This window comes from Pseudomonas sp. 22490, from assembly GCF_052044465.1.
In the GTDB taxonomy this organism is placed as follows: domain Bacteria; phylum Pseudomonadota; class Gammaproteobacteria; order Pseudomonadales; family Pseudomonadaceae; genus Pseudomonas; species Pseudomonas aeruginosa.
This window is the reverse complement of the sequence record NZ_JBQENS010000002.1, coordinates 281,739-308,340: the sequence shown is the minus strand read 5'-3', so window position 1 is coordinate 308,340 and position 26,602 is coordinate 281,739. Positions and strand designations below refer to the sequence as shown.

The 26,602-nt window shown below is 67.6% G+C and carries 21 protein-coding genes; 13 read left to right on the top strand and 8 right to left on the bottom strand.

What is annotated here, in order from left to right:
* The first annotated feature begins 96 nt into the window (after positions 1-96).
* Together pilT and pilU are read left to right on the top strand one after the other, a co-directional pair.
* Positions 97-1,131, top strand: a complete 1,035-nt coding sequence (gene pilT / locus ACTJJX_RS03560; RefSeq protein WP_003084552.1) for a type IV pilus twitching motility protein PilT — start codon at positions 97-99, stop codon at positions 1,129-1,131.
* A gap of 177 nt (positions 1,132-1,308) precedes the next feature.
* Complete coding sequence (pilU, locus tag ACTJJX_RS03555; protein WP_003100959.1) at positions 1,309-2,457, top strand: type IV pilus ATPase PilU; 1,149 nt, start codon at positions 1,309-1,311, stop codon at positions 2,455-2,457.
* Between the two features lie 7 nt (positions 2,458-2,464).
* Here the strand turns inward: pilU and czcD are convergent, their stop codons facing one another.
* On the bottom strand, positions 2,465-3,364 hold the full coding sequence (gene czcD, locus ACTJJX_RS03550; protein WP_003100957.1) for a CDF family zinc transporter CzcD: 900 nt from the start codon (positions 3,362-3,364) through the stop codon (positions 2,465-2,467).
* Between the two features lie 154 nt (positions 3,365-3,518).
* Between czcD and ACTJJX_RS03545 the strand changes: the two genes are divergently transcribed.
* From ACTJJX_RS03545 to ACTJJX_RS03535, 3 genes are all read left to right on the top strand, one after another.
* On the top strand, positions 3,519-3,923 hold the full coding sequence (locus tag ACTJJX_RS03545; RefSeq protein ID WP_003084560.1) for an NINE protein: 405 nt from the start codon (positions 3,519-3,521) through the stop codon (positions 3,921-3,923).
* Between the two features lie 242 nt (positions 3,924-4,165).
* A complete protein-coding gene (locus tag ACTJJX_RS03540; RefSeq protein WP_003459266.1) occupies positions 4,166-5,539 on the top strand; it encodes a pyridoxal-phosphate dependent enzyme in 1,374 nt (457 codons plus the stop codon).
* Positions 5,536-6,720, top strand: a complete 1,185-nt coding sequence (locus tag ACTJJX_RS03535; RefSeq protein WP_016852373.1) for a cystathionine gamma-synthase — start codon at positions 5,536-5,538, stop codon at positions 6,718-6,720. Before ACTJJX_RS03540 ends, ACTJJX_RS03535 begins: the two co-directional genes overlap by 4 nt.
* Positions 6,721-6,946: 226 nt before the next feature.
* Here the strand turns inward: ACTJJX_RS03535 and ACTJJX_RS03530 are convergent, their stop codons facing one another.
* The 7 genes from ACTJJX_RS03530 to gshB form a co-directional block, all read right to left on the bottom strand.
* A complete protein-coding gene (locus tag ACTJJX_RS03530; protein ID WP_003128956.1) occupies positions 6,947-8,218 on the bottom strand; it encodes a dihydroorotase in 1,272 nt (423 codons plus the stop codon).
* Positions 8,215-9,219 carry an aspartate carbamoyltransferase catalytic subunit gene (locus tag ACTJJX_RS03525; RefSeq protein ID WP_003084569.1) on the bottom strand — a complete coding sequence of 335 codons (1,005 nt, stop codon included), beginning with the start codon at positions 9,217-9,219 and terminating at the stop codon, positions 8,215-8,217. Before ACTJJX_RS03525 ends, ACTJJX_RS03530 begins: the two co-directional genes overlap by 4 nt.
* A gap of 23 nt (positions 9,220-9,242) precedes the next feature.
* Positions 9,243-9,755, bottom strand: coding sequence for a bifunctional pyr operon transcriptional regulator/uracil phosphoribosyltransferase PyrR (gene pyrR / locus ACTJJX_RS03520; protein ID WP_003084574.1), 513 nt, complete (start codon positions 9,753-9,755; stop codon positions 9,243-9,245).
* Between the two features lie 111 nt (positions 9,756-9,866).
* Positions 9,867-10,301 carry a Holliday junction resolvase RuvX gene (ruvX, locus tag ACTJJX_RS03515; RefSeq protein ID WP_003121753.1) on the bottom strand — a complete coding sequence of 145 codons (435 nt, stop codon included), beginning with the start codon at positions 10,299-10,301 and terminating at the stop codon, positions 9,867-9,869.
* Positions 10,301-10,870, bottom strand: coding sequence for a YqgE/AlgH family protein (locus tag ACTJJX_RS03510; protein ID WP_003100947.1), 570 nt, complete (start codon positions 10,868-10,870; stop codon positions 10,301-10,303). Before ACTJJX_RS03510 ends, ruvX begins: the two co-directional genes overlap by 1 nt.
* 48 nt (positions 10,871-10,918) lie before the next feature.
* Positions 10,919-11,812, bottom strand: coding sequence for an energy transducer TonB (locus tag ACTJJX_RS03505; RefSeq protein ID WP_003160914.1), 894 nt, complete (start codon positions 11,810-11,812; stop codon positions 10,919-10,921).
* A gap of 146 nt (positions 11,813-11,958) precedes the next feature.
* The gene (gene gshB, locus ACTJJX_RS03500) at positions 11,959-12,912 is read right to left on the bottom strand and encodes a glutathione synthase (RefSeq protein WP_003100943.1); all 954 of its coding nucleotides are present in this window, start codon (positions 12,910-12,912) and stop codon (positions 11,959-11,961) included.
* A gap of 254 nt (positions 12,913-13,166) precedes the next feature.
* Between gshB and pilG the strand changes: the two genes are divergently transcribed.
* From pilG to ACTJJX_RS03460, 8 genes are all read left to right on the top strand, one after another.
* Positions 13,167-13,574 (top strand): twitching motility response regulator PilG, encoded by a 408-nt coding sequence (gene pilG, locus ACTJJX_RS03495; protein ID WP_003084583.1) that lies wholly within the window; start codon positions 13,167-13,169, stop codon positions 13,572-13,574.
* Positions 13,575-13,620: 46 nt separating this feature from the next.
* Positions 13,621-13,986, top strand: a complete 366-nt coding sequence (gene pilH, locus ACTJJX_RS03490; protein ID WP_003084587.1) for a twitching motility response regulator PilH — start codon at positions 13,621-13,623, stop codon at positions 13,984-13,986.
* Positions 13,987-14,036: 50 nt separating this feature from the next.
* Positions 14,037-14,573 carry a chemotaxis protein CheW gene (locus ACTJJX_RS03485; RefSeq protein WP_003084590.1) on the top strand — a complete coding sequence of 179 codons (537 nt, stop codon included), beginning with the start codon at positions 14,037-14,039 and terminating at the stop codon, positions 14,571-14,573.
* Positions 14,574-14,657: 84 nt separating this feature from the next.
* A complete protein-coding gene (gene pilJ / locus ACTJJX_RS03480) occupies positions 14,658-16,706 on the top strand; it encodes a chemotaxis chemoreceptor PilJ (protein WP_003100940.1) in 2,049 nt (682 codons plus the stop codon).
* A gap of 60 nt (positions 16,707-16,766) precedes the next feature.
* Positions 16,767-17,642, top strand: coding sequence for a type 4 fimbrial methyltransferase PilK (gene pilK / locus ACTJJX_RS03475; protein ID WP_003084594.1), 876 nt, complete (start codon positions 16,767-16,769; stop codon positions 17,640-17,642).
* Positions 17,643-17,653: 11 nt separating this feature from the next.
* Positions 17,654-25,072 carry a chemotaxis signal transduction system protein ChpA gene (chpA, locus tag ACTJJX_RS03470; protein WP_016852374.1) on the top strand — a complete coding sequence of 2,473 codons (7,419 nt, stop codon included), beginning with the start codon at positions 17,654-17,656 and terminating at the stop codon, positions 25,070-25,072.
* A complete protein-coding gene (locus ACTJJX_RS03465; protein WP_003084598.1) occupies positions 25,065-26,096 on the top strand; it encodes a chemotaxis protein CheB in 1,032 nt (343 codons plus the stop codon). Before chpA ends, ACTJJX_RS03465 begins: the two co-directional genes overlap by 8 nt.
* The gene (locus ACTJJX_RS03460) at positions 26,093-26,599 is read left to right on the top strand and encodes a chemotaxis protein CheW (protein WP_003106119.1); all 507 of its coding nucleotides are present in this window, start codon (positions 26,093-26,095) and stop codon (positions 26,597-26,599) included. The genes ACTJJX_RS03465 and ACTJJX_RS03460 overlap by 4 nt, the downstream gene beginning before the upstream one ends.
* The last annotated feature ends 3 nt before the right edge of the window (positions 26,600-26,602 follow it).

Genomic DNA, 26,602 nt, shown 5'->3' with positions numbered 1-26,602 from the left:
GTGTCCTGGAAGCACCCTGGTTCATCCGGTGTTTTCCTTGTCCGAGACGGCGGCTTTGGCGGCATTCTACCTGCTTGCTTGTAATTGGGGAGTCCCATGGATATTACCGAGCTGCTCGCCTTCAGTGCCAAACAGGGCGCTTCGGACCTGCACCTCTCCGCCGGCCTGCCGCCCATGATCCGGGTGGATGGCGATGTACGCCGGATCAACCTGCCACCGCTGGAACACAAGCAGGTGCATGCGCTGATCTACGACATCATGAACGACAAGCAGCGCAAGGACTTCGAGGAATTCCTCGAGACCGACTTCTCCTTCGAGGTGCCGGGCGTCGCGCGTTTCCGGGTCAACGCCTTCAACCAGAACCGTGGCGCCGGCGCGGTATTCCGGACCATTCCCTCCAAGGTACTGACCATGGAGGAGCTTGGCATGGGAGAAGTGTTCAAACGTGTTTCAGACGTCCCGCGCGGGCTGGTACTGGTCACCGGGCCGACCGGTTCGGGCAAGTCCACCACCCTGGCGGCGATGCTCGACTACCTGAACAACACCAAGTACCACCACATCCTCACCATCGAGGACCCGATCGAATTCGTCCACGAATCGAAGAAGTGCCTGGTCAACCAGCGCGAGGTGCATCGCGACACCCTCGGCTTCAGCGAAGCGCTGCGCTCGGCGCTGCGGGAGGACCCGGACATCATCCTGGTCGGCGAGATGCGCGACCTGGAAACCATCCGCCTGGCCCTGACCGCGGCGGAGACCGGCCACCTGGTATTCGGCACCCTGCACACCACCTCGGCGGCGAAGACCATCGACCGGGTGGTCGACGTGTTCCCGGCCGAGGAAAAGGCCATGGTCCGCTCGATGCTCTCCGAGTCGCTGCAATCGGTGATCTCGCAGACCCTGATCAAGAAGATCGGCGGCGGCCGGGTGGCGGCCCACGAGATCATGATCGGCACCCCGGCGATCCGCAACCTGATCCGCGAGGACAAGGTCGCGCAGATGTATTCGGCGATCCAGACCGGCGGCTCGCTGGGCATGCAGACCCTCGACATGTGCCTCAAGGGCCTGGTCGCCAAGGGCCTGATCAGCCGCGAGAACGCCCGCGAGAAGGCGAAGATCCCGGAAAACTTCTGATCCTGGCGCCGTTCCGCCGCGCTTCGCCCGAATCCCGGAACTGCGTCTAGGATTCAAGAGCGGGAGAGCGGTACCGTAGGCGCATTCCTACCTATCCTTGCCGGCGAGCGCGTCCAGCGCCCGCTCGCCCGCATCCGGCTCGCCGTCGCGGCGCGCCCCTGAGTGAGCGAGAACATCATGGAATTCGAAAAGCTGCTGCGCCTGATGGTGGAAAAGGGCGGCTCCGACCTGTTCATCACCGCCGGCGTACCGCCGTCGATGAAGGTCAACGGCCGGGTGATGCCGGTGACCAAGACGCCGCTGTCGCCGGAGCAGACCCGCGAGACCGTGCTAGGCGTGATGAACGAGCAGCAGCGCCGCGATTTCGCCGAGAACCATGAGTGCAACTTCGCCATCAGCGCCCGCGGCATCGGCCGCTTCCGGGTCAGTGCCTTCTACCAGCGCAACCTGGTGGGCATGGTATTGCGCCGGATCGAGACCAACATCCCGACCCTGGAAGAGCTGAAGCTCCCGGAAATCCTCAAGAAGCTGGCGCTGACCAAGCGCGGCCTGGTGATCTTCGTCGGCGCCACCGGCACCGGCAAGTCCACCTCGCTGGCGGCGATGATCGGCTACCGCAACAAGAACTCCACCGGGCACATCATCTCCATCGAGGACCCGATCGAGTACATCCACCAGCACCAGGGCTGCATCGTCACCCAGCGCGAGGTGGGGCTGGACACCGACTCCTTCGAGGTGGCGCTGAAGAACACCCTGCGCCAGGCGCCGGACGTGATCATGATCGGCGAGGTGCGCTCGCGGGAGACCATGGACCACGCCGTGGCCTTCGCCGAGACCGGCCACCTGTGCCTGGCGACCCTGCACGCGAACAACGCCAACCAGGCGCTGGAGCGGATCATCCACTTCTTCCCGGCCGACCGTCATGGCCAGGTGTGGATGGACCTGTCGCTGAACCTCAAGGCCATCGTCGCCCAGCAACTGGTGCCGACCCCCGACGGCAAGGGGCGGCGGGCGGTGATCGAGGTGCTGCTGAACACCCCGCTGGCCGCCGACCTGATCCGCAAGGGCGAGGTGCACGAGCTGAAGCCGCTGATGAAGCGCTCCACCGAGCAGGGCATGCAGACCTTCGACCAGGCGCTGTACCAGCTCTACACCCAGGGCGAGATCACCTACGAGGACGCCCTGGCCCACGCCGACTCGGCCAACGACCTGCGCCTGATGATCAAGCTCGGTTCGGAAAGCGACGCCGACCACCTGTCGAGCCTGACCCAGGGCCTGAGCCTGGAAATCACCGACGACGACCCTGCCGGCCGGCGCTTCCGCTGAACCGTCTTCAGTAGGCCAGCGGCTCCTCGGCCTGGGCGCAGGCCGAGGTTTCCAGTTGCAGGGTGCTGTGTTCGATCTCGTAGCGGTCGTGCAGCAGCGCCTTCACCGTTCCCAGCAGCGCCTCGGCATCGACCAGGGCCGGGTCGTACACCAGATGGCTGGTCAGGCTGATCTTGCCGCTGGTGATCGACCACACATGCAAGTCGTGCAGCCCGGTCACGCCGGGAATCCCCAGCAGCGCTTCGCGCAGCTCGGCCAACTGGATTTCCTTCGGCACCCCTTCGAGCAACACATGCAGGCTCTCGCGCAGCAGGATCCAGGTGCGCGGCAGGACCCAGAAACCGATCAGCACCGCCACCAGCGAGTCGACCCAGGCCCAGCCGGTGAAACGGATCACGATCGCGGCGACGATCACCCCCAGCGAGCCGAGCATGTCGCTCCAGACCTCCAGGTAGGCGCCCTTGACGTTCAGGCTGTTGCCCTGGGCCGGCGCCAGCAGGCGCATGCTGGCCAGGTTCACCAGCAGACCGAGCACGGCGATCACCAGCATGCCCACGGACTGGATCTCCGCCGGCTGGTTGAGCCGCTCGTAGGCCGCGTAGAGGATATAGAAGGCCACGCCGAACAGGAGGAAGGCGTTGAACGCCGCGGCGAGGATCTCGAAGCGGTGGTAGCCGTAGGTCAGGCGATCGTTGGTCGGGCGCCTGGCGATGTTGATCGCGGCCAGGGCGATGGCCAGGGCCACGGCGTCGGTGAGCATGTGCGCGGCATCGGAGATCAGCGCCAGGCTGCCGGTGAGGATGCCGCCGACGACCTCGGCGACGAGGAAGCTTCCGGTCAGCAGCAACGCCCATTTCAGGCGGGTCGAGTTGGTCTGGGCGAAGCTGTGCTCGTGTCCGGCGCTCATGGCGGCTCCTGTGGGGCGGTGGCGGCAGCACCAGCCTACAGGATAGGCAATTGCAAAACTGTCATGCGCCGGGCCGCTCTGGCGCGGCGTCCGCCGCTCCGCTAACCTGCGGCTCAAGCGCGGCCGCAGCCGCGCACGGAACGAGGGGGGACGCATGACTCAACAGCACGACACCCATAGCAAGGCCATCGGCTACCTGCTGTGGATCTTCGGTTTCACCGGTTCGCACCGCTTCTATTACGGCAAGCCGATCACCGGGACGATCTGGTTCTTCACCTTCGGCCTGTTCTTCATCGGCTGGATCATCGACCTGTTCCTCATCCCGTCGATGGACCGCGAGGCCGACCGGCGCTTCCAGGGCGGCAACCTGGACTACAACGTGGCCTGGATCCTGCTGACCTTCCTCGGCGTGCTCGGCGTGCACAGGATGTACATGGGCAAGTGGATCACCGGGATCATCTACCTGTTCACCGGCGGCCTGTTCTTCCTCGGCGTGCTCTACGACTTCTGGACCCTCAACGGACAGGTGTCCGAGCGCAACGGGCCGCAGCGCATCTGAGGCTCGTCGCCAGACGCGAGAAGCCCGCCATCCGGCGGGCTTTTTCATGGGTGTCGCCGCGGTCGGCAGGGAATTCCTCCGGCGGGACTTAAGGAACCAAAGGTTCTAACGTTCTACCTGTAGGTTATTGGCGCCCGCGCGCGCCAGCCCCTATGGTCTGCAAGCCCCAGAACGGATAGGTGCAATGGCTCACGAGGCCGCGCACCGTATCGCTCCGTGCGGAAACACCGAAAGGAGAAAAGATGACTTCCGACTCACGCCCCGCCGTGCTCGACCTGATCGGCAACACCCCGCTGGTTCGCGTGACGCGCTTCGATACCGGCCCCTGCACCCTGTTCCTCAAGCTCGAATCGCAGAACCCCGGCGGCTCCATCAAGGATCGCATCGGTGTCGCCATGATCGAGGCCGCCGAGCGTGACGGCCGCCTGCGGCCCGGTGGCACCATCGTCGAGGCCACCGCCGGCAACACCGGTCTCGGCCTGGCCCTGGTCGGCCGCGCCAAGGGCTACCGGGTGGTGCTGGTGGTGCCGGACAAGATGTCCACCGAGAAGGTCCTGCACCTGCGCGCCATGGGCGCCGAGGTGCACATCACCCGCTCGGACGTCGGCAAGGGCCATCCGGAGTACTACCAGGACGTTGCCGCGCGCCTGGCGCAGGACATTCCCGGCGCCTTCTTCGCCGACCAGTTCAACAACCCGGCCAACCCGCTGGCCCACGAGTGCGGCACCGGCCCGGAGCTCTGGGCGCAGACCGGCCACGATCTCGACGCCATCGTCGTCGGCGTCGGCTCCTCCGGTACCCTGACCGGCCTTACCCGGTTCTTCCAGAAGGTCCAGCCGGAGCTGGAGATGGTGCTCGCCGATCCCGAGGGCTCGATCATGGCCGAGTACTCCCGCTCCGGCACCCTGGGTACGCCGGGTTCCTGGGCGGTGGAGGGCATCGGCGAGGACTTCGTACCGGCCATCGCCGACCTCTCCAGCGTGCGCCATGCCTATTCCATCAGCGACGAGGAAAGCTTCGCCATGGCCCGCGAACTGTTGCGCGTCGAGGGCATTCCCGGCGGCTCCTCCACCGGCACCCTGCTGGCCGCGGCGCTGCGCTTCTGTCGCGAGCAGAAGGAGCCGAAGCGGGTGGTCAGCTTCGTCTGCGACACCGGCACCCGCTACCTGTCGAAGATCTACAACGACCAGTGGATGACCGACCAGGGCCTGCTGCAACGCAAGCACTACGGCGACCTGCGCGACATCATCGCGCGGCGCTTCGAGGAGGGCCGGGTGATCAGCGTCGGTCCGGACGACACCCTGCTCACCGCCTTCCAGCGCATGCGCCTGGCCGACGTTTCGCAATTGCCGGTGCTGGACAATGGAAAACTGGTCGGTGTGATCGACGAGTCGGATATCCTGCTCGGCGTCCACGCCGACGCGCCACGCTTCCGCGATGCGGTAAGCAGCGCGATGAACGCCGCGCCGGAAACCCTCGCGCCCGGCGCCAGCCTGGCCCAGTTGCAGGCGGTCCTGGACCGCGGCCTGGTGGCGATCGTTGCCGATGCCAGCGGCTTCCACGGCCTGATCACCCGTTTCGACCTGTTGAACCATTTGCGGAGAAAGCTCGCATGAGCCAGCACGACCAGCATCCCGACGCCCCGGCCCAGGCCTTTGCGACCCGGGTCATCCACGCCGGGCAGGCCCCCGATCCCTCGACCGGCGCGATCATGCCGCCGATCTACGCCAACTCCACCTATATCCAGGAAAGCCCCGGGGTACACAAGGGGCTCGACTACGGCCGCTCGCACAACCCGACCCGCTGGGCCCTGGAGCGCTGCGTGGCCGACCTCGAGGGCGGCGCCCAGGCCTTCGCCTTCGCCTCCGGCCTGGCGGCGATCTCCTCGGTGCTGGAGCTGCTCGACGCCGGTTCCCACATCGTTTCCGGCAATGACCTCTACGGCGGTACCTTCCGCCTGTTCGAGCGGGTCCGCCGGCGCAGCGCCGGGCATCGCTTCAGCTTCGTCGACCCGACCGACCTGCAGGCCTTCGAGGCCGCGCTGACCCCGGAAACCCGCATGGTCTGGGTGGAAACCCCGAGCAACCCGCTGCTGCGCCTCACCGACCTGCGCGCCATCGCCCAGCTCTGCCGCGCCCGCGGCATCATCAGCGTGGCCGACAACACCTTCGCCAGCCCCTACATCCAGCGCCCCCTGGAACTGGGCTTCGACGTGGTGGTGCACTCCACCACCAAGTACCTGAACGGCCATTCCGACGTGATCGGCGGCATCGCCATCGTCGGCGACAACCTGGACCTGCGCGAGCGCCTGGGCTTCCTGCAGAACTCGGTGGGCGCCATCTCCGGGCCGTTCGACGCCTTCCTCACCCTGCGTGGGGTGAAGACCCTGGCGCTGCGCATGGAGCGCCATTGCAGCAACGCCCTGGCCCTGGCCCAGTGGCTGGAGCGCCAGCCGCAGGTGGCGCGGGTCTACTACCCCGGCCTGGCTTCGCACCCGCAGCATGAGCTGGCGAAACGGCAGATGCGTGGCTTCGGCGGGATGATCTCCCTCGACCTGCGCTGCGACCTGGCCGGCGCCCGGCGCTTCCTGGAGAACGTGCGGATCTTCTCCCTGGCGGAGAGCCTGGGCGGGGTGGAAAGCCTGATCGAGCATCCGGCGATCATGACCCACGCCAGCATCCCGGCGGAAACCCGCGCCGACCTGGGCATCGGTGACTCGCTGATCCGCCTGTCGGTGGGCGTCGAGGCGCTGGAGGACCTGCAGGCCGACCTGGCGCAGGCACTGGCGAAGATCTGAGGCTCCGCAGGGAGCGGCGCCGACCGGCGCGGCTGCCGGCCATCGGGTGTTCCCGGCGAGCATGCCTCGGCGGATAACGCTCCGCGTTATTCGCCCTGCCGTTGAGGCGGGTTGGTGGCAGAGGCTGGGATAGGGCGCCCACCCCGGCAACGGATCCGCCCCCGGAATCGCGAACGCGAAGATGAAAAAGCCCGCCGGATGGCGGGCTTTTTCGTGGTGGCAGGGATCAGCCCTCGTGGGTCAGGTGTCCGTCCACCAGGGTGTAGCGCACTCGTCCCGGCAGGCAGTGACCGACGAACGGGCTGTTCTGCCCCTTCGAGTACCAGCTCTCACCGGCCAGGGTCGAACCCTGCGGGTCGAACAGCACCAGGTCGGCGGCCTGGCCGACCGCCAGGCGCCCGGCAGGCAGGCGTAGTGCCTGGGCCGGGCCGTGGGAGAGGCGGGCGAGCAGGGTCGGCAGGTCGAGCAGGCCGTCCTGCACCAGCGTCATCGCCAGCGGCAGCAGCAGCTCGGCGCCGCTGATGCCCGGCTCGGTGGCGGCGAACGGCGCGTTCTTGGCGTCCGCCTCGTGGGGTTGGTGGTGGCTGGCGATGGCTTGTACCACGCCGTTCTTCACCGCCTCGCGCAGGGCTTCGCGGTCGGCCCTGGTGCGCAGCGGCGGTTGCACGTGGTAGAGGCTGGAGAAGCCCACCAGCGCTTCGTCGGTGAGGATCAACTGGTACAGCGCCACGTCGCAGGTCACCGGCAGGCCACGGGCCTGGGCCTGGGCGACGAGTTCGATGCCGCGGGCGCTGGTCAACTGGCTGAAGTGCGCGCGCACGCCGCTCTGTTCCACCAGCAGCAGGTTGCGGGCCAGGGCCACGGTCTCGGCGGTTTCCGGGATCCCCGCGAGGCCGAGAAAGCTGGCGGTCGGGCCTTCGTGGGCGAGGCCGCCTTCGGCGAGATCGGTGTCCTGCGAGGTGAAGATCACCGTCAGGTCGAAGGTCGCCGCGTACTCCAGGGCGCGCCGCAGGATGCGGTTGCTGGCGAAGCCATGCAGGCCATTGGTGAAGGCCACGCAACCGGTGTCGCGCAGGGCCACCAGTTCCGACAGTTGCTCGCCGCCGAAGCCGCGGGTCAGCGCGCCGATGGGGTAGACCTTGGCGTTGCCGGCCTCGCGGGCGCGGTCGAGGATCAGCTCGGCCACCGCCGGGGTGTCCAGCACCGGCCGGGTGTAGGGCGGGCAGCACAGGCTGGTGGTGCCGCCGGCCGCGGCGGCGCGGGTCTCGCTTTCGACGTTGCCCTTGCGTCCGTAGCCCGGCTCGCGCAGGGCGACGCTGAGGTCGACCAGTCCCGGCGCGGCCACCAGGCCGGCGCCGTCGAGGGTCTTCTGGGCGCTGAAGCCGGCCGGCGCGGCGCCGATGGCGACGATCTTGCCAGCCTCGATGTGGAGGTCGCCGACCTGGTCCAGGCCACTGGCCGGGTCGATGACGCGGGCGCCTCGGATACTGATGGTCATTCGGCGTCCTCCTGTTCCAGCTGGCGTTGGGTGTTCTGGCCGCTCATGGCCATGGACAGCACCGCCATGCGGATGGCGATGCCGTAGGTGACCTGGTTGAGGATCACCGACTGGGCCCCGTCGGCCACCGCCGACTCGATCTCCACGCCACGGTTGATCGGGCCAGGGTGCATGACGATGGCATCCGGCTTGGCCAGCTTCAGGCGCTTCTCGGTCAGGCCGTAGAGCTTGAAGAACTCGCCCTCGCTGGGTAGCAGGCCACCCTGCATGCGCTCGCGTTGCAGGCGCAGCATGATCACCACGTCGACGTCCTTCAGGCCTTCGTCGGCGTTGGTGAACACGCGCACGCCGTACTGCTCTTCCAGGCCGATCGGCAAGAGGGTGCGCGGGGCGATCACGCGGATGTCCGGGCAACCCAGGGTCTTGAGCGCCAGCATGTTCGAACGGGCTACTCGCGAATGCAGGATATCGCCGACGATCGCCACCGATAGCTGCTCGAAGTTCCCTTTGTGTCGGCGGATGGTCAGCATGTCGAGCATCCCCTGGGTGGGGTGCGCGTGGCGGCCGTCGCCGCCGTTGATCACCGCCACGTTGGGGCTGACGTGCTCGGCGATGAAGTGCGCCGCGCCCGAGTCGCTGTGGCGCACCACGAACATGTCGGCGGCCATCGCCTCCAGGTTGCGCAGGGTGTCGGTGAGCGTCTCGCCCTTGCTGGTGGAAGAGGTGGATACGTTCAGGCTGATCACGTCGGCCGACAGCCGCTGGGCGGCCAGCTCGAAGGTGGTGCGGGTGCGCGTGGAGTTCTCGAAGAACACGTTGCAGACGGTCTTGCCGCGCAGCAGCGGGACCTTTTTCACCGCGCGGGCGCCGACCTCCAGGAAGGAATCGGCGGTATCGAGGATTTCGGTGAGCAGCTCGCGGGGCAATCCGTCGAGCGAGATGAAGTGGCGCAGCTGGCCCTGGTCGTTGAGCTGCAGCGGGCGCTTGGCGTCTGTCGGCATGGGGCAGGCCCTAGTGAAGAGGATCAGGAAGCGGAGGAAAGGACCTTGCGCTCGAGGGCGAGCGGTGCGGGACCGACCAATTTTACCCGTTCATCGCGACCCAGGGACAGGGTCTGGCCGACCACGTCGGGGCGGATAGGCAACTCCCGGGCGTTCAGGTCGAGCAGGCAGACCAGGGTCACGCTGGCCGGACGGCCGTAGTCGAACAGTTCGTTGAGTGCGGCGCGGATGGTACGGCCGCTCATCAGCACGTCGTCCACCAGCACCAGGTGCTGGCCGTCGATCTCGAACGGCAGCGCCGACGGGCGGACCTGCGGATGCAGGCCGTTCTGGGTGAAGTCGTCGCGGTAGAAGGAGACGTCGAGGGTGCCCAGCGGCTCTTGGTTGCCCAGTTCCCTCAGCAGCGCCTCGGCGACCCAGATGCCGCCGGTATGGATGCCGACGAAGCGCGGCCGCTCGATGCCGCGCTCGGCGAGATGGGCGCGCAGGTCGCTGGCCATGCGCGGCAGGAGTTCGGCGGGATTGGGTAGGCTCATGGTGGCTCCTCGCTGACATCGATGGGATGGCCGCCGGGAGAGCCCGCTGTAGGGAGGCGCCCGCGGTGGCGAAAGCATAATGGCAAACGGCGGCGTGCCGGCTGCCATGGGTCAATCCGGGTGTTCGGCCAGCCAGCCTTCCAGCAGCAGGGCGGCGGCCAGGGCGTCCACCGGTCGCTCGCGGTAGCCGTCGCGCTGGCCCTGGGCCAGGCGCTCGCCCTTGGCGGCATAGGTCGTGAGGCGTTCGTCGTGGGTAAAGACCGGCAGGTTGAAACGGCCGTTGAGGCGGCGGCCGAACTTTTCCGCGCGCTCGCTCATCTCGCTTGGGCTGCCGTCCATGTTCAGCGGCAGGCCGACGACGATGGCGTCCGGCTGCCATTCCTTGATCAGCGCTTCCACCCGGTTCCAGTCCGGCACGCCGTTCTGCGCCTTCAATACGCACAGCTCGCGGGCCTGGCCGGTCACCGCCTGGCCGACGGCGACGCCGATCTGCCGGGTGCCGTAGTCGAAGCCCAGCAGCAGGCGCAGCGGCTTGTCGCTGACCATCAGGCGTGACCGGCCTGGGCGGTGAGCAGGCTGAGGTTGACGCCCAGGCGCGCGGCGGCGGCGCTGAGGCGCTCCTCGGGCGGCAGGTCGAAGAGGATCGCCGGGTCCGCCGGGCAGGTCAGCCAGGCGTTGTCGCTCAGTTCGGCCTCCAGCTGGCCGGCTTCCCAGCCGGCATAGCCAAGGCTGATCAGGCTCTTTTCCGGGCCGGTGCCGGCGGCGATGGCGAACAGTACGTCCTGCGAGGTGGACATCGCCAGCTCGCCCAGTTCCAGGGTCGACTGGTAGCTCAGGCCGCTGGGGTGGAGGACGAAGCCACGGTCGGTCTGCACCGGGCCGCCGTTGTAGATGTCGATGTGCTGGCAGCGCGCCGGCGGCAGGGCGTCCGGCTTGAGCTGTTCGAGGACTTCCGCCAGGTTGAGGCCGCTGGGACGGTTGATCACCAGGCCCATGGCGCCCTGCTCGTTGTGTTCGACCAGGTAGGTCACGGTCTGGGCGAAATTGGGGTCGGCCATGTGCGGCATGGCGATCAGGAAATGATGCTTGAGGTAGGTTGGGCTGCTCTGTTTCATGGCCGCTAGTGTCCTGCTTCGGACGCGAGAAAGCCAGCCTTGCCGGCGCTACTTGCTGGACAGCCGGTCGCCGCGTTCGAAGCGCCAGGTACGGATGATCTCCAGCCGGTCGATGTCGGCCAGGTCGCCGCTGAACGGCGCATAGGGCGCGGCCAGGCGGACGATGCGCTGGGCGGCCTGGTCGAGGATCGGCTCGCCGGAAGACTCCAGCACCTGCACCTCGTAGATGGTGCCGTCGCGGTTGATCGACACCAGCAGCCGCAGGCTGCCGTAGAGCTTCTGCCGGCGGGCCTCGTCGGGGTAGTTGAGGTTGCCGATGCGTTCGATCTTCTTGCGCCAGTCTTCCTTGTACCAGGCGCCCTTGTCGCGCATGGTCGAGGCGGCGCTCAGGCGGTGGATGCGCGGGCGCTTGGCGTAGGCCTGCTGCTCCTTGGCCAGGTCGGCCTCGAGGCTGGCGATTTCCGCCGACAGCTGGGTTGAGTCGAAATGCGGCGCCGGCTTGGCGACCTGCTCGGCCTTCTGTGCCTGGGTCTTGCTCGGTGCCTTCTGCTGGCGCTGGCGGGTGGTGGTCACCGCGGCCTTGGGCGCCTCTTCGCTCCTGGCCTGCTTCGGCGTAGCCGGCGGCGCGACTTTCTTCACCTGGTTGTCCTGGAACGGCGCGACCTCGGTGGTCTTCGGCGCGGCCTTGTGCTCCAGGGTACCGCTGCCCTGCTGGTTCATCTGCGCGAGGTAGTCGGCCTTCTCCGGCGCCTTGTCGCTCTTGAAGTTGGCCAGGGTGATTTCCAGGGTCTTGCTGATCTGGCTCGGCGCGGGCATGGAGAAGCCCACCCCGAGGATGAAGGCGACGTGCAGGATGGCTGCGATGAACAGGGTGAAGCCCAAACGGTCCGCCGGGCGGACGCCGGCAGCGGCGGAGGGGGACTTGAGGACGGCGGCGTTCATTGCGGATCGTGGTGGCTGGCGTGGGGCGAAGTCTGCCGATGGGGGGCGGAAAAGTCTATGACGCACTCCGCGCCTTGGACACGCGGTCGCTCGCCGTGGCGCATCGGCCGGGCCGAGGCGGGCGGACCGAGGCCCGCCCGCGCGATTCAGCGGGCAGCCAGCTGGGCGGCGATGGCGTCCATCAGCTTGTCGCCGATGCGGGTGTCGAAGGCCTGGTCGATCTCGCGGATGCAGGTCGGGCTGGTGACGTTGATTTCCGTCAGATAATCGCCGATCACGTCGAGGCCGACGAACAGCAGGCCGCGCTCGCGCAGGTGCGGGCCGACCTCGGCGGCGATCCAGCGGTCGCGCTCGCTCAGCGGCTGGGCCACGCCGCGGCCGCCGGCGGCGAGGTTGCCGCGGGTCTCGCCCTGGGCGGGGATGCGCGCCAGGCAGTAGGGCACCGGTTCGCCGTCGATCATCAGGATGCGCTTGTCGCCGTCCTTGATTTCCGGCAGATAGCGCTGTGCCATGATCTGCTGGCTGCCATGCTGGGTGAGGGTCTCGAGGATCACCGAGAGGTTCGGGTCGCCTTCGCGGTGACGAAATATCGACGAACCGCCCATTCCGTCCAGGGGTTTGAGAATGATGTCACGATGCTCGGCGGCAAACTCGCGCAGAATATCGGATCGCCGGCTGACCATCGTCGGCGGAGTGCACTGGGTGAACTGCGTGGCGAAGAACTTCTCGTTGCAGTCGCGCAGGCTCTGCGGCCGGTTCACCACCAGGGCGCCGGCACGCTCGGCCTGTTCCAGCAGGTAGGTCGAATAGACGAATTCGTTATCGAAGGGCGGGTCCTTGCGCATCAGGATCACGTCCAGTTCGTGCAGCGGTTGGTCGCTTTCCGCTTCCAGTTCGAACCAGCGGGAGGCATCGTTGAAGACCTTCAGCGGGCGCATGCGTCCACGCGCGACGCCGGCCTTCTGGTAGAGGTCCTGCTGTTCCATGTAGAACAGCGACCAGCCGCGGGCCTGGGCAGCCAGCAGCATGGCGAGCGAGCTGTCCTTCTTGAAGTTGATGCGCGCGATGGGGTCCATGACGATCCCGAGGCGTACGCTCATGGGAATTCCTCCGAAAGGGGGTGGGTTGTCCGGTCGCGGCGGGGAGGCCGCGTGGCAAGCGGGTTTGACGCTCAGGTTGGCGCCCCGTTTGCGCTTGGTCAAGGAAAAAGCCGGCCTGTTCCGGGCATTATGGATAGAGTTGCGTCGAGTGTGCTAAAAAGGCCCGCGATTGGGTCGCAGCCCGTCGGTGACAGGGCGTTAGCGCACTGAAGAAAACACAGAAGAATGATTCACCGAGTCGATATAGGGCGAACATGGAACAGCAATCCGACGGTTTGAAAGTGATGGTGATCGACGATTCGAAAACGATTCGTCGCACCGCCGAAACACTGCTGAAAAAGGTCGGTTGCGACGTGATCACGGCAATCGACGGCTTCGATGCCCTGGCGAAGATCGCCGATACCCATCCGAACATCATTTTCGTCGACATCATGATGCCGCGCCTGGATGGCTATCAGACCTGCGCCCTGATCAAGAACAACAGCGCGTTCAAGTCCACTCCGGTGATCATGCTGTCCTCCAAGGACGGCCTGTTCGACAAGGCCAAGGGGCGCATCGTCGGCTCCGACCAGTACCTCACCAAGCCGTTCAGCAAGGAAGAGCTGCTGGGCGCGATCAAGGCACACGTACCCAGCTTCACCCCGGTGGACGCCGTTTCCTGATATCCGGCCGCATGGCCGTTGATGCTTATTTCGTGATGGGGATCCCATGGCTCGTATTTTGATTGTTGATGACTCTCCGACCGAGATGTACAAGCTGACCGCCATGCTGGAAAAGCATGGTCACCAGGTACTCAAGGCCGAGAACGGCGGCGACGGCGTCGCCCTGGCCCGCCAGGAAAAGCCCGACGTGGTCCTGATGGACATCGTCATGCCCGGCCTCAACGGCTTCCAGGCGACCCGTCAATTGACCAAGGACGCCGAGACCAGCGCCATCCCGGTGATCATCGTCACCACCAAGGACCAGGAGACCGACAAGGTCTGGGGCAAGCGCCAGGGCGCTCGCGACTACCTGACCAAGCCGGTGGACGAAGAGACCCTGCTGAAAACCATCAATGCGGTGCTGGCGGGCTGAGCCCGTCGCAGCGCATCGCTCACCCTGACCCCGGAAAGACCAGGCCCCGCATGTCGGACGTTCAGACCCCCTTCCAGCTCCTCGTCGACATCGATCAGCGCTGCCGACGCCTGGCCGCCGGCCTGCCGGCCCAGCAGGAGGCGGTGCAGAGCTGGAGCGGGATCGGCTTCCGCATGGGCGGGCGGTTCTTCGTCGCCCCCATGGGGGAGGTCGGCGAAGTCCTGCACGAACCGCGCTACACCCAGCTGCCGGGCGTGAAGACCTGGGTCAAGGGGGTGGCCAACGTACGTGGCCGCCTGCTGCCGATCATGGACCTCTGCGGTTTCCTCGGCACCGAACTGTCGCCCTTGCGCAAGCAGCGGCGGGTGCTGGTGGTGGAGCACCTGGACGTGTTCGCCGGCCTCATCGTCGATGAGGTGTTCGGCATGCAGCACTTCCCGGTGGACACCTTCAGCGAACAGCTGCCGCCACTAGAAGCGGCACTGCAACCCTTCATTCATGGCGTCTTCCATCGAGAGCAGCCGTGGCTGGTGTTCAGCCCGCATGCGCTGGCGCAACACCAGGGCTTCCTCGACGTCGCCGTATAAACAGCTTCACCGGTTGGGCCGGTCTGCCGGCCCGTGTCGTGACATGGAAATCGTAATCGTGGTCGGTCCGGGCGGGGGCCAAATATGAAGAAAATCAACGCAGGCAATCTTTTCGCGGGCATGCGCAGCAGCTCGGTGATCGCGGGGCTGTTCATCGTCCTCATCGTCTCGATCGTGTTGCTGTTCGCCAACTTTGCCTACCTCAACACCCAGTCGAACCATGACAAGCAGTACATCGGCCATGCCGGCGAACTGCGCGTCCTGTCGCAGCGGATCGCGAAGAACGCCACCGAAGCGGCGGCGGGCAAGGGCGAGGCGTTCAAGCTCCTGAAGGATGCGCGCAACGACTTCGAGAAACGCTGGAACATCCTGGTCAACGGCGACGAGAGCACATCCCTGCCGCCCAGCCCCGAAGCGGTGAAGCCGCAGATGGACGTGGTGCAGCAGGACTGGGACGGCCTGCGCAAGAACGCCGACTCCATCCTCGCCAGCGAACAGACCGTACTGTCCCTGCACCAGGTGGCCTCGACCCTCGCCGAAACCATCCCGCAGCTGCAGGTGGAATACGAAGAGGTGGTCGACATCCTGCTGGAGAACGGTGCCCCGGCCGACCAGGTCGCGGTCGCCCAGCGCCAGTCGCTGCTCGCCGAACGTATCCTCGGCTCGGTGAACAAGGTGCTGGCCGGCGACGAGAACTCGGTGCAGGCCGCCGACAGCTTCGGCCGCGACGCCAGCCTGTTCGGCCGCGTACTGAAGGGCATGCAGGAAGGCAACGCGGCGATGAGCATCTCCAAGGTGACCAACGCCGAGGCGGTGGATCGCCTGAACGAGATCGCCGAACTCTTCGAGTTCGTCTCCGGTTCGGTGGACGAGATCCTCGAGACCTCGCCCGACCTGTTCCAGGTCCGGGAAGCGGCGAACAACATCTTCAGCGTTTCGCAGACCCTGCTGGACAAGGCCTCGCAACTGGCCGACGGCTTCGAGAACCTGGCCGGCGGGCGCAGCATCAACCTGTTCGCCGGTTACGCCCTCGGCGCCCTGGCCCTGGCCTCGATCATCCTGATCGGCCTGGTGATGGTGCGCGAGACCAACCGCCGGCTGGCCGAGACCGCCGAGAAGAACGACCGCAACCAGGCCGCGATCCTGCGTCTGCTCGACGAGATCGCCGACCTCGCGGACGGCGACCTGACCGTGGCCGCGACCGTGACCGAGGACTTCACCGGCGCCATCGCCGACTCGATCAACTACTCCATCGACCAGCTCCGCGAACTGGTGGAGACCATCAACCAGACCGCCGTGCAGGTGGCCGCAGCGGCCCAGGAAACCCAGTCCACCGCGATGCACCTGGCCGAAGCCTCCGAGCACCAGGCGCAGGAAATCGCCGGCGCCTCGGCGGCGATCAACGAAATGGCGGTGTCGATCGACCAGGTATCGGCGAACGCCTCGGAATCCTCGGCGGTAGCGGAACGTTCGGTAGCCATTGCCAACAAGGGCAACGAGGTGGTGCACAACACCATCACCGGCATGGACAACATCCGCGAGCAGATCCAGGACACCTCGAAGCGAATCAAGCGCCTCGGCGAATCGTCCCAGGAGATCGGCGACATCGTCAGCCTGATCAACGACATCGCCGACCAGACCAACATCCTCGCCCTGAACGCCGCGATCCAGGCGTCGATGGCCGGGGACGCGGGCCGCGGCTTCGCCGTGGTAGCGGACGAGGTACAGCGACTGGCGGAACGTTCCTCGGCGGCGACCAAGCAGATCGAGGCGCTGGTGAAGACCATCCAGACCGACACCAACGAAGCGGTGATCTCGATGGAGCAGACCACCTCCGAGGTGGTCCGCGGCGCGCGCCTGGCCCAGGACGCCGGTGTGGCCCTGGAGGAGATCGAGAAGGTATCCAAGACCCTCGCGGCGCTGATCCAGAACATCTCCAACGCCGCCCGTCAGCAGGCATCGTCGGCCGGCCACATTTCCAACACCATGAACGTCATTCAGGAGATCACCTCGCAGACCTCCGCCGGTACCACCGCCACCGCACGGAGCATCGGCAACCTGGCGAAGATGGCGAGCGAGATGCGCAACTCGGTATCCGGCTTCAAACTGCCGGAGGGCGTGGAGCAGGCCTGAGCATAGGCGCGGCGGCCGCCTGGCGGGCGCCGCGTCGACACCTTGGACGAGGGGCACGGCATGCAGGCGAACGGCGTCTGGTCACTGCAGCCGCTGGCCGATATGTCGGCAGCGGAGTTCCGCGACTGGCAGGTCCTGTTGGAGAACCGCACCGGCGTGGTGCTCAACGAGCAACGCCGGACGTTCCTGCAGGCCAGCCTGACCGCGCGCATGCGTGAACTGGGCATCGGCGACTACCACAGCTACTACCGCCAGGTGACCGACGGTCCGCGTGGCGCAGTGGAGTGGGCGACCCTGCTGGACCGCCTGACCGTCCAGGAAACCCGTTTTTTCCGTCATCCCCCGTCTTTCGAGCTGCTCGAGCGCTACCTGGGCGAGCGCCTGCGCCGCGAAGGCATGCCGCGGCCCTGGGCCCTGTGGAGCGTCGGCTGCTCCAGCGGCGAGGAACCCTACTCGCTGGCGATGTGCGCCGCGCAGGCGTTGCGCGGGCAGGAACGGGAAGATTTTTTCGGCGTCACCGGGACGGATATCAGCCTTCACGCCCTGCAGCGGGCGCGGCAGGCGAACTATCCGGCCCGCAAGCTGGAGCAACTGGAGGCCGGACTGGTCGAACGCTATTGCGAACGCCAGGCCGACGGCAGCTTCAGCGTGAAAACGATACTGACCGAGCGCGTCTGCTGCGCCCGGCTGAATGTGCTGGACCTGGCGAAGGCGCCCTGGTCCGGCATGGACGTGATTTTTTGTCAGAACCTGCTGATCTACTTCCGTCGCTGGCGACGGCGCGAGATCCTCAACCGGTTGGCCGAACGGCTGGCGCCGGGAGGCTTGCTGGTGATCGGGGTCGGCGAAGTGGTCGACTGGAGCCATCCGGAGCTCGAGCCGGTCGCCGACGAGCGGGTCCTGGCCTTTACCCGTAAGGGGTACTCAGGCACATGAATGGAGTGGCTATGGGTGACCGGCACGACTACGTCGCTCTGGAATGGGTGAAAGGCGAGATCGCCGAAACCCTGAAACAGGCGCGCCAGGCGCTGGAAGCGTTCGTCGAGAACCCGCAGGACCCGACCCGCATGCGGTTCTGCCTGACCTACGTGCACCAGGTGCAGGGCACCCTGCAGATGGTCGAGTTCTACGGCGCGGCCCTGCTCGCCGAGGAAATGGAGCAGTTGGTCCAGGCCTTGCTGGACGGTCGCGTGCCGAACCAGGGCGAGGCCCTGGAAGTGCTGATGCAGGCGATCCTGCAACTGCCGGTCTACCTCGACCGGATCCAGACCGCCCGGCGCGACCTGCCGATGGTGGTCCTGCCGCTGCTCAACGACCTGCGCGCCGCGCGCGGCGAGAAGCTGCTCTCGGAAACCAGCCTGTTCGCGCCCGACCTGTCGCAGCGCCAGCCGCAGCTGGACGGCGAGGCCATCGCGCAACTGCGCACCGACGAACTCGGCGGCTTGCTGCGCAAGCTGCGCCAGACCCAGCAGATGGCCCTGGTCGGCCTGCTGCGCAACCAGGACGTGGCCACCAGCCTCGGCTACCTGGCGCGTGTCTATGCGCGCCTGGAGGGCCTGTGCCGCGAGGCACCGCTGGGGCCGCTGTGGAGCATCGCTTCCGGCCTGGTCGAGGGCCTGGCCAACGGTAGCGTGGTCAACAGCGCCTCGGTGCGCACCCTGCTGCGCCAGCTCGACCGCGAACTCAAGCGCCTGGTCGAGCAGGGCGCCGACGGCCTGAACCAGGCCGCGCCGGACGAGCTGGTGAAGAACCTGCTGTTCTACGTGGCCAAGGCGCCTTCGCAGTCGCCGCGGATCCGCGCTCTGAAGGAACAGTACCGCCTCGACGAGGCGCTGCCCGACCACGAGACGGTGGACGCCGAGCGCGCCCGCCTCGCCGGGCCCGACCGCGACGCGATGCGTTCGGTGGTCGGTGCCTTGTGCGAGGAACTGGTGCGGATCAAGGACAGCCTCGACCTGTTCGTGCGCAGCGACCGTGGCCACCCCTCGGAACTGGACGCCCTCCTGGCGCCGCTCAAGCAGATCGCCGATACCCTGGCGGTACTCGGCTTCGGCCAACCGCGCAAGGTCATCCTCGACCAGTTGGACGTCATCCACGCCCTGGCCCAGGGCCGCCGCGAGCCGAGCGACGCGATCCTGATGGACGTCGCCGGCGCGTTGCTCTACGTCGAGGCCACCCTGGCCGGCATGGCCGGTCCCGGCGACGAGCGCAACAGCGAGGAAAGCCGCCTGCCCACCACCGATGTGGCGCAGATCCACCAGTTGGTGATCAAGGAAGCGCGCAACGGTCTGGAGCAGGCCAAGGACGCGATCATCGAGTTCATCGCCTCGCAGTGGAACCACGAGCACCTGGCCCGCGTGCCGGAGCTGCTGACCCAGGTCCGCGGCGGCCTGGCGATGATCCCGCTGGAGCGCGCCGCGACCCTGCTGGAAACCTGCAACCGCTATATCCAGGAACAGCTGCTGGCGCGCAAGGCGGTGCCGGACTGGCAGAGCCTGGATACCCTGGCCGATGCCATCACCAGCGTCGAGTATTACCTGGAGCGCCTGAGCGAGGACCATGCCAGCCAGAGCGACCTGATCCTCGACGTCGCCGAGGACAGCCTGGCGAACCTCGGCTATACGCTGAAACCGAATTCGTCGGCCCCGGCCGAGCCTGGCCTGTCCGGGCCCGCTGCCATCGAGTCCCCGGCTGCCGAGCCGGAGAGGCCGGAGGCGGTCGTCGAGGTCGCCGAGACAGCGGAGCAACCGCCCGCCGACACGGCTCCTGCCGAGGCCGCGAGGGAAGATGCCCCGCAGCTGGCCAGCGACGACAACTGGACCCTTGGCGAAGTCGCGCCCGACGCCGGCGAGCCGTCCCTCGACCTGGCCCTGGACCTGCCGCTGGACGATTCCGCCGAAGTGCCGCCGGCGTTGCCGGAGGTGGTCGAGGAGAGCGGCCAGCCGCAGTCGACCCCGGCGCCTGCCCGCAGCCTGGACGATTTCAGCCTCGACGAGATCGATCTCTCCGGCCTCGACCTGCCCGCCGATGCGGCCCCGGCCTCCGGGCCGGCGGCCCTGGCGGACTGGTCGCTGCCGGAGCAGTGGGGGCTCGGCGATGACCTGGCGCAGCCGGCGCAGGCCGGCGAGACGTTGGATCTGAGCCTGGAGGAGCCGGCGCTGTCCTTCGACGCGCCGCTGGAAAGCCTCGAGCCGTTGCCGGCGCTGGAGCCTTTCGACGGCTCCGCTGAACAGGAGCTGGTTCTCGATGCGCTCGATCCGCTGCCGCTGGATGTAGCCTTGCCGGAGGCGGAGGGCGAGGTGTCCGCCTGGGAGGGCTCGAGCCTGGAGGAACTGGATCTTTCCGACCTCGATCTCCCCGAGGTGCAATTGCCCGAGGCTGAGGCCGAGGCGCCGCCTGCCGCCGAGGCGCTCGCCAGCGAAGCGCCGGCCCTGTCTCTGGCCGAGGTGATGGCTGCGCCGGTGCAGCCGATCAACCCGCCGGCGCAGAACGTTCCGGTCAGCCTGCTGCCACCGCCGGCCGACGAGGAACCGGTGGACGAGGAACTGCGCGAGGTCTTCATCGAGGAGGCCGGCGAGGTCCTGGAGACCATCGGCCGCTACCTGCCGGCCTGGAAAGCCGACCACGACGACCGCGAAGCGCTGACCGAGGTACGCCGTGCCTTCCATACCCTCAAGGGTAGCGGGCGGATGGTCCGTGCCCTGGTGATCGGCGAACTGGCCTGGTCGATAGAGAACCTGTTCAACCGCGTGCTCGATCGCAGCATCGCCGCCAGCGAGCCGGTGCAGCGAGTGGTGGACCAGGTCGTGGCCCTGTTGCCGGAGCTGGTCGAGGAGTTCGCCGCCAATGCCCAGCGCCAGCGCGACGATGTCGACCTGCTGGCGGCCACCGCGCATGCCCTGGCCAAGGGCGAGCCGCTGCCGGAACCGCCGGCGCCGGACGACGGCGGAGTACCGCCGGAAGCCGGGGCGGAGCAGCCGTCGAGCCTGGAGAGCGGCGTCCAGGCGCCGCCATTGGCCGACGCGCCGCAGGCCGCTGCCGAGGCGCAGAGCGACGTCGAACTGCTCGACCCGCAACTGCTGGAGATCTTCACCAACGAGGCGGAGACCCATCTCGAGGCCTTGGTCGGCTTCCTCGCCGACTGCGCCCGCGAACTGCCGCAGCCGGTCACCGATGCCTTGCAGCGTGCCCTGCATACCCTCAAGGGCAGCGCGCACATGGCCGGCATCCTGCCGATCGCGGAGATCGCCACGCCGCTGGAAAAACTGGTCAAGGAATACAAGTCCAACCTGCTCGCCTTCGACCTGCGCGAAGCGGAGTTGCTGCACGACGCCGAGCAACTGTTCCGCATCGGCCTGGAGCAGGTCGGCGCGCAACGGCCATTGAACCCGATCCCCGGCAGCGACGCGTTGCTGGAGCGTATCGAGGCACTGCACCAGGAACGCATCGCCTCGCTCGAGGCCGAGCGCTACAGCGATGCCGGCGAGCGCCGCGATCCGTTGCTGATCGAGGCGTTCCTCGTCGAAGGCATGGACATCCTGCTGGACGCCGAGGACCTGCTCGAGCGCTGGCACGAGCATCCGCAGGAGCGCCAGGAACTGAGTGCGCTGCGCGAGGAGCTCAGCACTCTGGACCGGGGCGCCCGGCATGCCGAGCTGCCACAGGTGGAAGAACTCTGCCAGGCCTTGCTGGCGCTCTACGATGCCGTCGAGGAAGGCCGCCTGGCGGTCAGCCCGGCGTTCTTCGAGGAAGCCCGCCAGGCCCACGAGGCGCTGATCGGGATGATGGACCAGGTCGCCGCCGGCCTGCAGGTCACGCCGCGTCCGGAGCGGGTCGCGGCCCTGCAGGAGCTGTTGGAAGCGCCCGCCGCCGAGGCCGTTCCGTTCATCGACCCGGAGAGCCTCGGCGCCGACGATTTCCCCCCGGAAGACGAAGAACCGGCCCTCCCCGAGGCGGTCTTCGAAGAGGCCGGGACGCCTGCCGAGGAGACCGTACCGGCAGCGCCTGCACCGGCTCCCGGCCGCGAGCTGGACGAGGAAATGGTGTCGATCTTCCTCGAAGAGGCGGTGGACATCCTCGAAAGCGCCGGCCAGGCACTGGCCCAATGGCAGGCCGAGCCGGGCGCGCTGTCTTCGCTCAGCGCCCTGCAGCGCGACCTGCATACCCTCAAGGGCGGCGCACGGATGGCCGAGATCGCCGAGATCGGCGACCTGGCCCACGAGCTGGAGGCCCTCTACGAAGGACTGGTCGACCGCCGTTACCAGCACTCCCCGCAACTGGCCGGATTGCTGCAAGCCTGTCACGACCGCCTGGCCGAACAGCTCGACCAGTTGAGCGCCGGCCAGCCCCTGGCCGACCCGCACGACCTTATCCAGGCGATCCGCCGGTTCCGCCAGGGCCCGGTGGCCGAGGCCGCGACACCGGGCGAGGCGGAAAGCCCTGTCGAGGAACTCGTTGCACCTGCCGTCGAGGAGCCCGCCGCGCCCGCTGCGGAGGCGTTCGAAGAGCGCGATCCCGAACTGGTGGAGATCTTCCTCGAGGAAGGCTTCGATATCCTCGACAGCGCTGCCGCCGCGTTGCAGCGCTGGATCGACGACGTCGACAACACCATCGAACTGGAAGCCTTGCAGCGCGACCTGCATACCCTCAAGGGCGGTGCGCGGATGGCCGAGATCGGCGAGATCGGCGACCTCGCCCATGAGCTTGAATTCCTCTACGAAGGCCTCTGCGGCGGACGCCTGCGCGCCAGCCCGGCCTTGTTCGGCCTGCTGCAGCGCTGCCACGACGAGCTGGCCGAGATGCTCGAGGCGGTGCGTGGCCACCGCTCGCTGCCCGACGGGCAGGCGCTGATCGCGGAGATCAGGCGCCTGCGCAGCGATCCCGACGAGCAACTGAGCGTACCCACCAGCGTCAGCCTCAAGCCGTTGGCGGCGAAGGGCGCGGCGGCCGACGAGAGCGAGATCCTCGACATCTTCCTCGAGGAAGCCGACGACCTGCTGGAGAACCTCGAACTGGCGCTCGGCCGCTGGGACGGCGGCAACGGCGACGCCCAGCCGCTGGACGACCTGCTGCGGATCCTGCACACCCTCAAGGGCGGCGCGCGCCTGGCCGGGCAGACCGAGCTGGGCAACCTGGCCCACGACCTCGAGCAGCATCTCACCGATGCGCAGCAACAGGGCGCGCCGTGGCCGGACAGCCTGCTGCTGGATGCGCAGTCGGGGCTGGAAGGCCTGCAGCGGCAGGTCGACCTGTTGCGCGAGCGGCTGGCCGAGGACGACGAGGCCGGTGAACGGCCCGAGCCCGCCCAGGCGCTGGTCCAGGCCGACGATACCGACCGCGCGGTGGCCTCCGCGCTGGCCGAGCTGACCCGCCTGGCCCCGGCGGCCGGCGCGATCATGGCGGCCGAGGCGGCGCCTCCGGCTGCCCCGGCCACCACCCTGCCGTTCGTGCGCAAGGCCCAGGAGGCGGCCCAGGAGGCCGCTTCCCGGCGTGCCCCGCAGGAACTGGTGAAGGTGCCGGCGGAACTGCTGGAGAACCTGGTCAACCTGGCGGGCGAGACCTCGATCTTCCGCGGCCGGGTCGAGCAGCAGGTGAGCGACGTCGGCTTCACCCTCGGCGAGATGGAGTCCACCATCGAGCGGGTGCGCGACCAGTTGCGCCGCCTCGACACCGAGACCCAGGCGCAGATCCTCTCGCGTCACCAGGCCGATGCCGAACGCGCCGGCTACGAAGAATTCGACCCGCTGGAAATGGACCGCTATTCGCAGTTGCAGCAGCTCTCGCGCGCACTCTTCGAATCGGCCTCCGACCTTCTCGACCTGAAGGAAACCCTGGCGGCGAAGAACCGCGACGCGGAGACCCTGCTGCTGCAACAGGCGCGGGTCAACACCGAACTCCAGGAAGGCCTGATGCGCACCCGCATGGTGCCGTTCGATCGGCTGGTACCGCGTTTGCGGCGGATCGTCCGGCAGGTGGCCGGCGAGCTTGGCAAGCAGGTCGAATTCGTGGTCGGCAACGCCGACGGCGAGATGGATCGTACCGTCCTCGAACGCATCGTCGCGCCGCTGGAGCACATGCTGCGCAACGCCGTGGACCACGGCATCGAGTCCGGCGAGACGCGCCGCGCGGCGGGCAAGCCGGAGCACGGTACGATCCGCCTGAACATCGGCCGCGAGGGCGGCGACATTCTCCTCACCCTCTCCGACGACGGCGCCGGCATCCGCCTCGACGCGGTACGGCGCAAGGCCATCGAGCGTGGCCTGATGAGCGCCGACAGCGACCTCAGCGATCATGAAGTGCTGCAGTTCGTGCTCGAGTCCGGTTTCTCCACCGCCGAAAAGGTCACCCAGATCTCCGGGCGCGGCGTCGGCCTCGACGTGGCCAACTCCGAGGTCAAGCAGCTCGGCGGCTCGGTGAGCATCCAGACCGAGCCGGGCCAGGGCACCCGCTTCAACGTGCGGCTGCCGTTCACCGTGTCGGTGAACCGGGCGCTGATGGTGCTATCCGGCGAGGATCTCTACGCGGTGCCGCTGAACACCATCGAGGGCATCGTGCGGGTTTCGCCCTACGAACTGGAGGCGCTCTACGACCAGCGCGGCGAGGCGGGGCTGGATACGCCCAGCTTCGAATACGCCGGGCAGTCCTACGAACTGAAGTACCTCGGCGAGCTGCTGAACAACGGCCAGGAACCCAAGCTGGTCGGCCAGTCGCTGCCCTTGCCGGTGATCCTGGTGCGCTCCTCGGAGCATGCGGTGGCGGTGCAGGTCGACTCGCTGGCCGGTTCCCGCGAGATCGTGGTGAAGAGCCTCGGTCCGCAGTTCGCCGGGGTCGCCGGGATTTCCGGGGCGACCCTGCTCGGCGATGGCCGGGTGGTGGTGATCCTCGACCTGCTGGCGACCATCCGCTCCCGGCACGCGCTGCTCGGCCAGGAAAGCCGTCGCGAACGCCTGGCGCTGCGCCAGGAAATGGCGGCGAGCGAAAGCGAGCAGCAGCGGCCGCCGCTGGTCATGGTGGTGGACGACTCGGTCACCGTGCGCAAGGTCACCACCCGCCTGCTGGAGCGCAACGGCATGAACGTGCTGACCGCGAAGGACGGCGTGGACGCCATCGCCCAGCTCCAGGAGCACCGTCCGGACATCCTCCTGCTGGACATCGAGATGCCGCGCATGGACGGTTTCGAGGTCGCCACCCTGGTGCGCCACGACGAGCGCCTGGGCAACCTGCCGATCATCATGATCACCTCGCGGACCGGCGAGAAACACCGCGAGCGCGCGCTGGGCATCGGCGTCAACCAGTACCTCGGCAAGCCTTACCAGGAAACCGAGCTGCTCGAAGCCATCCAGTCCCTGGTCGGCCAGCATGAGTGAGCGCGCCACGCCACGGGTCGCGGTGATCGCCGACACCTCGTTGCAGCGCCACGTGTTGCAACAGGCGCTGCTCGGCCATGGCTACGAGGTGGTGCTCAACGCCGACCCGGCCAGGGTCGACGACGCCGCGCTGGAGTGCGCGCCCGACCTGTGGCTGGTGGACCTGACCCAGCAGGACGACTCGCCGCTGCTGGACAGCCTGCTGGAGCAGGACCGTGCGCCGGTGCTGTTCGGCGAGGGCCACGCGCCGGAGCGGCATACCGAACATTACCCGCGCTGGGAGCGGCGGCTGATCGGCAAGCTGAAGCGCTTGATCGGCGACCCCAGCGATGGCGTTGGCGACAGCCTCGGCGCATTGCTCGACGAGGAGCGTCCGCCGCGCCTGGAGATTCCCGGCGACCTCGCGGCGATGCCGCTGCAGGCCGGCGAAGCGGCCCGCGAGGTGTGGCTGCTGGCGGCCTCGCTCGGCGGCCCGGCGGCGGTGAAGGCATTTCTCGACGCCTTGCCCGGTGGCCTGCCGATCGGCTTCCTCTATGCCCAGCACATCGATGCCAGCTTCGAGCAGAACCTGCCGCAGGCAGTCGGCCGGCACAGCCAGTGGCATGTGAAGAACGTCCGCGACGGCGAAGCGCTGCGTTGCGGCGAGGTCATGGTGGTGCCGGTGCTGCACGAGCTCGGTTTCCACCACGACGGGCGACTGAAATGCAGCCAGCGTCCCTGGCCGGAACCCTACACCCCGTCCATCGACCAGATGATGCTCAACCTGGCCCAGCAGTTCGGCCCCGACTGCGGGGTGATCGTTTTCAGCGGCATGGGTAGCGACGGCAGCGCCGCTGCCGCCTACGTGCGGCGCCAGGGTGGCGAGGTATGGACCCAGCGCGCCGACAGTTGCGTCTGTTCGAGCATGCCGGACAGCTTGCGCGAAGCCGGTTACAGCAGTTTCAATGCCAGCCCCCGCGAACTGGCCGAGGCATTGGTCAAGCATCTGGCCGCACGCTGCGCGCCGACAGGAGTCGAAACATGAACCAGGCCGTGATCGAGCAGGATGGCATGAGCCGGAACACCCCAGCCAACCCGACCCCGGACAGCCTCACCGGGCTGCTCCTGCCGCTGAGCGACCGCACCCTGCTGTTGCCCAACGTCGCCGTGGCCGAACTGATCGCCTATCGCAACCCACAGGTCGCCGCCGGCCTGCCGCAGTGGTACCTGGGCCAGGTGGCCTGGCGCGACCTGCGCCTGCCGCTGCTGTCCTTCGAGGCGGCCTCCAGCGGCGAACAGCAGCCGGTGCTCGGCAGCAGCGCGCGGGTGGTGGTCATCAACGCCCTCGGCGGACGACCCCATGTGAAGTTCCTCGCCCTGCTGGTGCAGGGCATTCCGCGCTCGGTGCGGCTGGACGCCAATCTCGCGAGCACCGCCGCGCCGCTGGCGGCGCTGGAACTGGCGGCGGTGGACATCGGCGGCGAAACCGCACGGATTCCGGACCTGGCCGGGCTCGAAGAGAAGCTCGCCGACGCCGGCCTGATCTGAGCC